This window comes from Enterococcus sp. 125944 (genome assembly GCF_051909435.1).
GTDB classification, from domain to species: Bacteria; Bacillota; Bacilli; order Lactobacillales; family Enterococcaceae; genus Enterococcus_D; species Enterococcus_D gallinarum.
The window spans coordinates 159956-171370 of sequence record NZ_JBQASY010000004.1; the positions used below are offsets into that span (position 1 = coordinate 159956).

The 11415-nt window shown below is 37.0% G+C and carries 7 protein-coding genes; 4 read left to right on the forward strand and 3 right to left on the reverse strand.

Annotated features, from left to right (window positions below):
• Positions 1-26 precede the first annotated feature (26 nt).
• Positions 27-809, reverse strand: a complete 783-nt coding sequence (locus tag ACTFWY_RS05600) for a formate/nitrite transporter family protein (protein ID WP_311828268.1) — start codon at positions 807-809, stop codon at positions 27-29.
• A 216-nt stretch (positions 810-1025) separates the two neighbouring features.
• Positions 1026-3050, reverse strand: coding sequence for a urocanate hydratase (locus ACTFWY_RS05605; RefSeq protein WP_003125719.1), 2025 nt, complete (start codon positions 3048-3050; stop codon positions 1026-1028).
• Between the two features lie 217 nt (positions 3051-3267).
• Between ACTFWY_RS05605 and hutI the strand changes: the two genes are divergently transcribed.
• Entirely contained in the window at positions 3268-4533 is a 1266-nt protein-coding gene (gene hutI, locus ACTFWY_RS05610) for an imidazolonepropionase (RefSeq protein WP_311828269.1), read from the forward strand.
• A 159-nt stretch (positions 4534-4692) separates the two neighbouring features.
• Positions 4693-7743 carry an AAA family ATPase gene (locus ACTFWY_RS05615; protein WP_439926398.1) on the forward strand — a complete coding sequence of 1017 codons (3051 nt, stop codon included), beginning with the start codon at positions 4693-4695 and terminating at the stop codon, positions 7741-7743.
• 130 nt (positions 7744-7873) lie between these two features.
• Here ACTFWY_RS05615 and glmL read toward each other — a convergent pair whose 3' ends face one another.
• Entirely contained in the window at positions 7874-9268 is a 1395-nt protein-coding gene (gene glmL / locus ACTFWY_RS05620; RefSeq protein ID WP_170081298.1) for a methylaspartate mutase accessory protein GlmL, read from the reverse strand.
• Between the two features lie 589 nt (positions 9269-9857).
• Between glmL and ftcD the strand changes: the two genes are divergently transcribed.
• Together ftcD and ACTFWY_RS05630 are read left to right on the forward strand one after the other, a co-directional pair.
• Entirely contained in the window at positions 9858-10757 is a 900-nt protein-coding gene (gene ftcD, locus ACTFWY_RS05625; RefSeq protein ID WP_003125723.1) for a glutamate formimidoyltransferase, read from the forward strand.
• A 13-nt stretch (positions 10758-10770) separates the two neighbouring features.
• Positions 10771-11397 (forward strand): cyclodeaminase/cyclohydrolase family protein, encoded by a 627-nt coding sequence (locus tag ACTFWY_RS05630; protein WP_003125724.1) that lies wholly within the window; start codon positions 10771-10773, stop codon positions 11395-11397.
• Positions 11398-11415: the final 18 nt, after the last annotated feature.

Below are 11415 nucleotides of genomic sequence, written 5' to 3' on the forward strand. Positions count from 1 at the left end.
ATATGTTCATCTTCTTTTATTCTGTGCTAGTTATCTTTGGTAGTAGCATTTTTTGCTGAATAACTAAGATAATAAAATCCAGATACGAGAACTGCACCACCTACTATATTTCCTAGATAGACAGGGATAAAATTTAAAACAAACGCTTTCCAAGTAGCTTCTCCTTCAAAGATTGCTGCGGGAATAACAAAGCAGTTAGCGACACTATGCTGGAATCCAATTGCCACGAAAATCATGACTGGAAACCAGATAGATAGAATCTTTCCTGCCGCATCTTTTGCACCGTAGCATAACCACAATGCGAGTCCAACAAACCAGTTACAGCCAATACCGGAAATGAAGGCTTGTGAAAAAGAAGTGTTTAGCTTGTGCTGCGCTATTTTTATGACCTGTTCTCTAAAGACATCAGTATGCGTCAGTCCAACAAAGTAACCAAAAAAATAGGCAACAAAAATTGCTCCAATCATGTTTGTAATTGTAATCAATACCCAGTTGCCTACAAGCTTCTGATAAGAAATCCGGTGATCGTAAAAGGCAATTGTTACAGCCATCATGTTTCCAGTGATTAATTCCCCGCCAGCTAGTAAAATGACGATTAATCCAATAGGAAAAATTGCTGATCCTAACAATGTCCCTAATCCGGAAAAGTTTGGTGGTATGGGGGCGGATACTCGGATATAAGCTAAATATCCCAAAGAAATCATAGCACCGCCAATAAAGCCTAACAAACATTTTGCTATTAGTGTTTTTTTTGTTTTGTTTGCCCCGTTTTTGATTGCTATTTCAACAATTTCTTCTGGTGCGTACATGGTTCGCTTCCTTTCAGTAGATCACTTAAAAAAGGAAGTGTGACAGAAGTATAAACTAGCCAAAAGGTATCCGTTCTCTATAATGATGAACTGTCTTTCTCTTAAGATTGTGCTGAAGACCGACTTCACCGTAAATAGTATCATGCAGTTCAGATGTTTAGTTTATTAAAAAGTACTTATATCACAGTTCCTGGGAAAAAATAATCCGTGTTTGATTTAATCAAAAAGCGCATTGATTGCGGCATCGATGCTGCTTTGTTCTGCAAGATAAGGGATAGTGATATGATCAGTCCCTTGATTCATTTTGTTATATTCAATGGACGTTTCAATTGCGTGATCATTTCGAGCCCAGCTTCTACGTGCCACTCCGCCCATCGTATCCCAGGCAATCGCTGACTTGATGATCTCGTCCACTTGTTCTGAACCATCTAGTACAAGTCCAAAACCGCCATTGATTGATTTGCCAATTCCGACACCACCACCGTTATGCAGTGCAATCAAAGACATCCCCCTAGCAGCATTTCCGGCGTAGCATTGTGTAGCCATATCGGCACAAACATTACTTCCATCTTTAATATTTGATGTTTCACGGAATGGAGAATCTGTTCCAGAAACATCATGGTGATCACGTCCTAGCATAACAGGACCAATTTTACCTTCTCGAACCAATTCATTAAATTTAAGTGCAATATTCACTCGCCCCATACAGTCTTGGTATAAGATTCGAGCTTGTGTACCAACGACTAATTGATTTTTTTCTGCATCACGAATCCAGTTGTAATTGTCTCGGTCTTGATAACGGCGAGTCGGATCAATCACTTCCATTGCAGCATGATCTGTTGCGACCAAGTCTTCGTGTTTACCGCTTAAGCACACCCAACGAAATGGACCGTAGCCATAATCGAAAAGCATTGGTCCCATGATATCTTCAACATAAGATGGCCAAATGAAGCCATCCTTATCATCAATCCCATTTTTTGAGATTTCTTTAATGCCAGAATCATAGATTGCTTTCATGAAAGAGTTACCATAGTCAAAGAAATAGGTGCCTTTTGCAACAAGCGACTTGATTACATGGTAATGGCGTTTCAATGTTTCATCCACTAGCTGATGGAATTTTTCACTATTTGTGGCTAATAGTTTTGTTCTTTCTTCAAACGTAATGCCAGCAGGGCAGTATCCTCCATTGTACACATTATGACAAGAGGTTTGATCAGATAGTAAATCAACTGGTACATCATTTTGGTCAATGTATTCCAATAAATCGACAATATTGCCGTGATAGGCAATTGAAGTCTTTTCATTTTTATTTAGATAGCTTGTAGCAATGTTTATTGCTTCTTCTGGAGTTTCCGCAAGATTAGAAATCCATCCTTGTTCTAATCTTGTATCGATTCGTGACTTATCCACTTCAGCAATAATTGCCACTGCATTGGCGATTTCTCCAGCCTTACCCTGAGCGCCAGACATCCCACCAAGTCCAGAGGAAACAAACAGTTTTCCAGCTAAATCGCCATCATCTTTAATTCCAAGTTTCAAACGACCAGCATTCAAAAGGGTATTGAACGTGCCATGAACGATTCCTTGAGGACCAATGTACATCCAGCCGCCAGCGGTCATTTGTCCATAATTGGTTACTCCCATTTCTTCGGCAATTTCCCAGTCATCAATATTATCGTATTCCCCAACTAATAATCCATTCGTGATAATCACACGGGGAGCGTCTTTTTTTGATTTGAAAAGGCCCAAAGGGTGACCTGATTCAATCACCAATGTTTGTTCCTCTGTCATGATTTCGAGATATTTTTTAATCAAGTGATACTGCATCCAGTTGGAACAAACCTGACCAGTTTCTCCATAAGTTACAAGTTCGTAGGGATAAAGCGCCACAGCAAAATCAAGGTTATTATCAATCATTACCTGCATTGCTTTTGCGGCAGTACATTTACCTTTATATGCATCAATTGGTTTGCCATAGATTCTTTCCTTAGGATACCACCGATAACCGTAAATACGCCCACGTGTCTTTAACTCTTCTATAAATTCTGGAATCACGATTTCATGATATTTTGGATGAATGTAACGCAATGCATTTTTTAATGCGAGTTCTGTCTGGTCTTTTGTTAAACGGAATCCGCGATCAGGTGCGCGGCGAATGCCTTCTTGAAAAATAGTTTTTTCAGGTAAAAAGTCATCTAACTTAACTGTCATCGCTTGTTCGATGTCTTGTAATTGAATCATTAATATTTCCTCCTCAAGTGTATAATAATGGTGAATGAATAAAATATTCTTAATCGGCTTACGATTCTCAGTATATGTAAGCGGTGTCAACGAAACGTCTATCCGCACAAATAATTTTATTCCAATTTTATGAATGGTTGAGATGCGTCGTTTGACTTCTGTTAGACTATGATTTTTTATACTCAGAATATGAATAATTTGTAGAGGAGTAAGAATAATGAAAGCAGAAAAAATTTTAAACAATTTTAGTCAAATTTTTTGTCCGATTGATCAGGGTGCACCATTGAGAGGAAAGCAGATGAGTGAAGCGATAATCATCAACGGAGGCTATATCGCTATCAAGGATGGAAAGATTTTGCACGTAGGGGAAGGACAGCCAAACAATGATTTGGTTGATAAACATACGGAAATTATTGATTACACAGGGAAACTAGCGACACCTGGATTAATTGATTGTCACACACACCTCGTATATGGTGGTAGCCGAGAGCATGAGTTTGCCAAGAAATTAAATGGTGTGCCTTACTTAGAGATTTTAGCTGATGGTGGTGGGATTTTAAATACAATGAATGCGACTAGACAAGCTTCATTTGACACGCTGTATAATAAATCCGCAGATCTGCTGGATAAAATGCTGATGCATGGTGTGACAACAGTAGAGGCTAAAAGCGGCTATGGATTGAATTGGGAAACAGAAAAAAAACAATTGGAAGTTGCAAAAAAATTGAATAACGAGCATGCAATCGATATTGTTTCTACTTTTATGGGAGCTCATGCGATTCCAGCAGAGTATCAGGGACGTTCTAATGAGTTTATTGATTTAATCATTGATGAAATGCTCCCAAAAGTAAAAGCAGAAAAACTAGCAGAATTTTGTGATGTGTTTTGTGAAGAAGGGGTTTTCTCTGCCGAAGAATCTTATCGATTGTTAAAATCCGCAAAAGAAATGGGATTTAAATTACGTATACACGCGGATGAAATTGCATCGATTGGGGGAGTAGATATTGCTGCACAGTTAGGTGCAGTTAGTGCTGAACACTTAATGATGATAACTGACGAAGGAATCAGAAAGTTGAGCGAAGCCAAAGTTATCGGGAATTTGCTGCCTGGAACCACCTTTAGCTTAATGGAAAACACGTATGCACCAGCAAGAAAAATGATCGACAAGGGTATGGCAATTACATTAACGACAGATAGTAACCCTGGAAGTTGTCCAACAGCAAATTTACAGTTTATTATGCAGTTAGGTTGCTTTATGCAAAAGCTTACTCCAATTCAAGTCTTTAATGCGGTTACGATTAATGCTGCGTATTCTATTTGTCGATCAAAGAGCGTAGGAAGCCTAGACAAAGGAAAATCGGCAGATATTACTATTTTTGATGCACCGAATATCGATTTTCCATTGTATTTTTTTGCAACTAATTTGGTTACACATGTATATAAGGCTGGAGATCTTGTCGTCTCGCAACGTCAGCATAGTTAGAAATCTTTTTGCAGAGAACTCTCCAATTCTAGTGATAGAGTTAGAGAGTTTTTCTTATAAAAGGTTTAGAAGGTTATAATGGACAGTGTTGTAAGCGGTATCTTTATTAGGTTGGTTGTTTTAAAATAAAGATTAGTAAAACTGAAAGAAGGAGCAGTGATGGAGCATACATTGTCGTTTAAATTATTAGGAACACCAACAATAAAAGTGGATGGGAACATAAAAATTTTTTCTTTTTCAAAAATCAATGCTTTGCTGTATTACATGGTGATCAACAAACAAATTAGTCGGGATGAAATAGCAGGTATTTTATGGCCTAGTAAAGATGAAAAAAGTGCCAAGAAGAATTTGCGAAATACAATTTATCAAGCAAATCGCTCGTTGGGAGGGGAATTTATTGTTTCACCGAATAAATCTATTTTGACGTTTAATTCTGATTTAATCATTGAGAGTGATACGTATCGTTTTGAAAAGGATGCTTATGCTCATCTGGAAGACTATCGGGATGAATTTTTAAAAGGATTTTATTTGAAAGATTCCGATCTGTTTGATGCATGGTTGACTAAGATGCGTAATCTCTATGAACATCAATTTATAGAATGCTGCTATCAAAAGGTTGCAGAAGACATTTCATTTCATGCCGTAGCCGATGTAGAAAAAAATATCAGAAAATTAATTGCAATTGATGAATTTGATGAGCGCAATTATCAATTATTGATGCAATTTTATATTGAAAATCATCGCAATGGGAAAGCAATTGAAACCTATTATGAATTGGCAGAGACACTTAGAGATGAATTAGGAATTGAACCAAGTGAAGAAACAAAACAGCTCTATCAAAGAACATTACAGATTGCCAATCAAAAACAGCGAGTAAGTCAAAAAAAACGCGCGAATCACTTTTATGGACGATCCAATGAAGTGGAGCGCTTGGAGTTGAATTTGGCGAATTTAAAACAAAAAAAGCCATTTCAATCGGTCTTAGTTACCGGAGATTTAGGTGTGGGAAAGTCTTCATTGTGTCAATTAGTCATAGAAAACATTCAATATCCTTATGAGCTATTCAAAGTGACTTGTTATAAAACGGAACAAGAGCATTGCTTGCGTCCATGGCGTGAACTACTGCAACAGATCATCCATTTATTGCAAAGAGAAAAGCTAGCTGAAGTTAGTCAATGGCAACAAACATTTAGTCAACAATTTCCATTTTTTAATGATTTAATAGCACAACGCGTACTTCGGTCCATTGATTCTGTTGAGTTAAATTTTTTGGCACAATGCATATCGGAAGCTTTGCAACAGTTGGGGAAAATAACTCCTGTTGTCATTTTTATTGAAAACTTACAATGGATGGATCGAACCAGTATTAGGCTATTAACGAGTTTAATTCTGCATAACCCCCATCGGGATATCATTTTTATCATGACATTGCAATCAAGCTTTCGCAAGGAAATACAAGACTTTATCGTAAGCGTTCGCCGCTATGAAAAAATTATCACATTGAAATTACTTCCATTTCAAGATTTTGAGGTCAGGGCTTTTTGTGAGAAACAATTGCCTAATCATACGTTCCAAACATCTACAATAGATTTTATTATGAGAGAATCAGAAGGTGTTCCTCTGTACATTAGTGAGTACTTAAATCAATTGGAAGAGAGCAACACATTGGAAAGATTAACGCAAAACATAAAGGATAAGCTTAGTCTACAGTTTGTAAACTTATTGCCTGTAGAAGTGGAATTGATTGACTTGATTTCTTTCTTTCAGAAATTAGCATTTATGAGTGTACTAATTGAGTTAGTCGATGGTCAAAAAGCAGAGGTTTATAAAGCGCTCGATAATTTAATCAAGCAAGGATTGATCAATGAGAATATTTATCTCGATGAAGTATGCCTTAGTTTTAAACATAATAAGATGAAACAATTTATTTATGCACAACAATCAGATATGAAATTACGTGTGATACATGAAAAAATTGCTGTTTTATTAGAGCAAAAGTTAAATGAAGCAAAAAACGATAGCGAATTATTGGCAGCAATCGGGTATCACTATCGTCAGGCGCATCAAGAACTTAAGTCCTTAGATTATGAACTTTCTCATCATCAATTATTTTTACGTATTCAACATGAACTCTTTCCAATCTATCATCAAGAACATTTGGCATCACGTGAATCGGTCAGAAGAGAAGACCCAAATGAATTAGAAAAATTCAAAGAGATAGGTGCAAGACTTAAAGAAATTGAAGGACAGTATGCAGAAGATAGTACTTATCAGTTGTTGCTCGTCAGATTTCTTTATCTAGAAGGTCGCTTTTTCATCAATTCCGGGGACTATAATCGAGGAATTGAAAATATTCAGCGAGTAATCGTAAAAGCGAAAGACTTTCATCTAACAACCTATTTATTGCGAGGGTATCGCCAAATGATTTATTACTATATTCAAACTGATAATGCGACGGACATGGCACATTATATCGATTTGGCAATGGATGTAGCAATTACTGCCAATAACAACGAATCTATCGGTATTTTATTGCGATTGAAAGGTTTGTATCATCTGATGATCGGTGATTTGGATCAAGCAGAATCGTACATCCAAGAATCGATTACAATTTTTAATATTGCCAACCGTTTTGACGAAAAGTATAACAGCAATATTGCTGCCGCGTATGATTATCTAGCAGAAATCCAGCGTTTGCGGTCTAACTATGAGCAGTCTATCAAACTGCAACAAAAAGCCATCAATTTGTGTGAAGGAAATAATTTGGTGACGAGCTTGGCTATTTTTTATGTTGATATGGGAATTACACTGTATGCAAAAAAAGATTATGATCAAGCGGAAACCTATTTTCTCAAGGCAAATGAATATTTTGAAGTTACTACTTCATTATGGAAAAGGGTTCAGTTAAATGCTTATTTAACATTAATTTACCTTCACAAAAAAGATTATGGAAAAGTGATAGAGTTTATTGAAAAGACAAGCTGTTACCAAAATCAACTAGCTAATCCGCGTGATAGTGGTCTCGTTTATTTTATCAAAGCACTGGTAAAAGAAAAGTGTCTAAATGAGAGGCATGCAAATCTACAATTAAATCATTTGGTTGAAGAAGATTTATCGTACTATTTGACAAAAGCAATGGACAACCTTAGTCAATACCGAGACCGCTATGAGTTGCAAGTTTTAAAAGAATTCTTTCATGTAAATCATTAAGATTGATATCTGAGGCTGTGACAGATGTGATCAGTTTCAAGAAATGAGAAGGAATTTCCGAAAAAGCTATTACTAACCGCTTATTCAGAAGAAGCTGTGACAAAACTTTTGTCACAGCTTCTTTTCACAACTAAGGGTTGAGTCGATAAAGTTTCTTCTTTAGAATGTTCAATGCTGCTTCGGGATAGTTTTGACTTAAAAGTCCCATTGCAGATAAAAGGTAGTCTTGGTCAATAAGAATTTGCGGATCTACTGGTAGCAAAGTATTAGACATGCCCTTGATGTCAGGTTTAACTATTTTTTTAGGAGATTGACTATGAATGATAACGCCACCAGTACCAATGATTGTTTGGAAATTTCGAAGATCTTTTCCATGCTGGTAGTAGATTGTACGATTTGGCGTATATTCTTTTCTTATCTTTCCAGCATGTCTCTCTAAAGCGATAGCCGTTGCCGATTGAGCTAAAAATTGATCAATTAGGCATTCTTCTCGTGTCTTTGGTACATATGTTGGATGACTACATCTATAATAGCAAGCAGCTTGAAGGGTCGTAAATTTCCAAGAAGACAATGCCCTGATTCGATTGGAATCTTCTACAATGCACCTTAGCAAGCTTGCTGCAGAAGAACGCATACCGAGATCACCTTCTACGGTACGCTTCAAATAGGGTTCTTCCAATCCTTCAAAGTAAACATTTTCTGCTTGGGGTAAACCATCTCCAACAGAATGAATATCTGTTGTCGCTCCCCCAATGTCAACAACGACTAAATTCCCAAAACCTTTCGAAGTTTGTGTCCCTTCTTTTAATAGCATGGCTGCAGCTAATACAGCTTTAGGGGTGGGGATGATGGGGGCACTTGCGTGAGCTGCAACTTGATGGATCCCTTTTGAATGAACAATTTTTTCTAAGAAAACTTTTTGGGCAATTTTTCTAACCGGAATAGGATTCAGCTTATTAACATCAGGCATCACGTTTTCGGTAAAGTAAGTATTATTTCGATCTTGCAAGAGCTTAGATAATTCTCCATAGCTGTCTTCGTTGCCAGCTACAATCAATGCAATCTCTGTAGAAAGCTGAGCAAGAAGACGGGCATTGTGACGGATGATTTCTTGATTTCCACCATTACACCCTCCTGTCAACAAAACAACATCTGGCTTTTGTTGTTCTATTTCCTCAAGCTGGTCCAGTGTCAAACGATAACAAAAAGTTTGAAGAATACGACTGCCTGCCCCCAGAGCCGCTCTTTTCGCCGCTTCTAATGTCAAACTCTCAGTTAAACCAATGGCAATCATTTTAAAGCCTCCCCATGCGGAAGAACAGAAATATTCTTCTATCTTTACTTGATCAGAAAATTTTAACGTTTGAAGTAATGCTTTTTTCCCTTCTGTATAGCACAACTGTAACCCTTCTTGACTACTTGTGGGAATCTGAGCTGTATGAAGGACTTCCATGGCGCTAGGATCGACCAGAGTTAATTTTGTATATGTGCTGCCAAAATCAATCAACAAAACAATTTTCTTCATGTTTCCACCTCTTTATTTGCTGATAATTTTCCAAAAGTTCAAAAGAATTATCGGCATAATAATTATTTTTTTCTAATGTTTATGTATAAAAAACGAAGGGCACCGACTATTAAACGTCAAAAATAAAACTTGAAGATTTTTTATGTGTTGATTACAAATTTTTGTTTATGAGTGTACCTATTCAAGCAAAAAAAGTACTTTGTAAAAGAAATCAAAAAGATTAAATAAAGTCTGTCTTGTTTTTTATTCAATGCGCAACGATAGGTTACCTTCAGTTTAAAAAAGAAAGTCAAAAAAAGGTCAAATAAAATAAAAGACAAAAAAATGCGGAAGACAATTAGGCGGATTTTCCAAAAAAAAAACAGAATTTTAATTATGAAAAAATTATGAAAAGCTTTTTTTTACGGAGTTTGCAACCGATTTGAAAGAGTGTTAAGCTGATTTCGGTGAATGAAAGCGGTAACAAACAAACTGGTATATTAGGAGGTGTGGAAATAAAAATAACGCTATTCATAGATTTTTTTTAATGTAGTAAGAACAAATTTATGCCGTACCTAAAGTTCAAAATAAAAACAAGGAGCAATAGACCATGACAAAATTAATTGAATGTATTCCGAACTTCAGTGATGGAAGAAATCAAAAGGTTATTGATGGGTTGGTGGAGATCGCTAAGAATGTTAAAGGTGTCACATTGTTGGATCATTCTTCTGACACATCTCATAATCGTAGTGTTTTTACACTCGTTGGTGATGAAGAAGGAATCCAAGAAGTAGTATTTCAATTAGTGAAGTTTGCAAGTGAAAATATTGATATGACGAAGCATCAAGGAGAACATCCTCGTATGGGGGCAACAGATGTGGTTCCTTTTGTGCCGATCAAAGATGTCACCATGGAAGAGTGCATTGCTATTTCTAAGAAAGTAGCTCAACGAATCAATGAAGAATTACAGATTCCCATTTTTCTATATGAAGATTCAGCCACTACACCCGTACGTAAAAATTTAGCGAAGATCCGCAAAGGACAATTTGAGAAAATGCCAGAAAAACTTTTGGAAGAAGAATGGCAACCAGATTATGGCGAACGCAAAATTCATCCAACCGCTGGTGTCACAGCAGTGGGTGCCAGAATGCCTTTAGTTGCATTCAATGTGAATTTGGATACAGATAATATTGAGATTGCCAATAAAATCGCTAAAATTGTTCGCGGATCCTCTGGAGGATGGAAATACTGCAAGGGTATTGGTGTCATGCTTGAAGATCGTAATATTGCTCAAGTATCTATGAATATGGTGAACTTCGAGAAAACACCACTGTATCGTGTGTTTGAAACGATTCGCTTTGAAGCAAAACGTTATGGTGTGTCGGTTATTGGCAGTGAAGTAATCGGATTAACGCCAGCAAAAGCCTTGATTGATTGTGCTGAATATTATTTACAGATTGAAGAGTTCAATTATAATAAGCAAGTTTTCGAAAATCATTTATTGAATTGATAGGGGGATTGTCATGAAACTCGTTGAGATGCAAATAAACGATTTCATTGCTGTTTTAGGTTCGGATACACCGGCACCAGGTGGGGGATCTGCTTCAGCATTAGCTGCCGCACAGGGAATTGCTTTGACAAAGATGGTGACAGAACTCACGATTGGCAAAAAAAAATATGCAGAGTTCGAAGACGAAATTGAATTACTGCAAAAAAAAGCTAAATCTTTGCAAGAGGGTTTACTCAGGGCAATTGATGAAGATACAGAAGCTTTTAATCAAGTGTCAGCTGTTTTTGGACTTCCAAAAACAACCGAAGAAGAAAAAAAAGCCCGCCGAGAAGCAATGCAGAGTGCTTTAAAAGGAGCAGCTGTTACACCTTTTTCTATGATGGAAAAAATTGTGGATGCGTTAAAAGTCACACAGGCTGCGGTTGGCAAATCAAATACCAATGCTGCTAGTGATTTGGGAGTAGCTGCTTTGAATTTAAAGGCAGCTTTACAAGGTGCGTGGTTGAATGTATTGATTAACCTTGCAAGCATCAAAGACGAAATGTTTGTTCGCCAATACCGCAAAGCCGGGGAATCGCTAGTTGAGGAAGGCAGCAAAATTGCTGATGCAACCTATCAACAAATACTTGAATCGCTGTAATCATTTAGATTGGTAGAT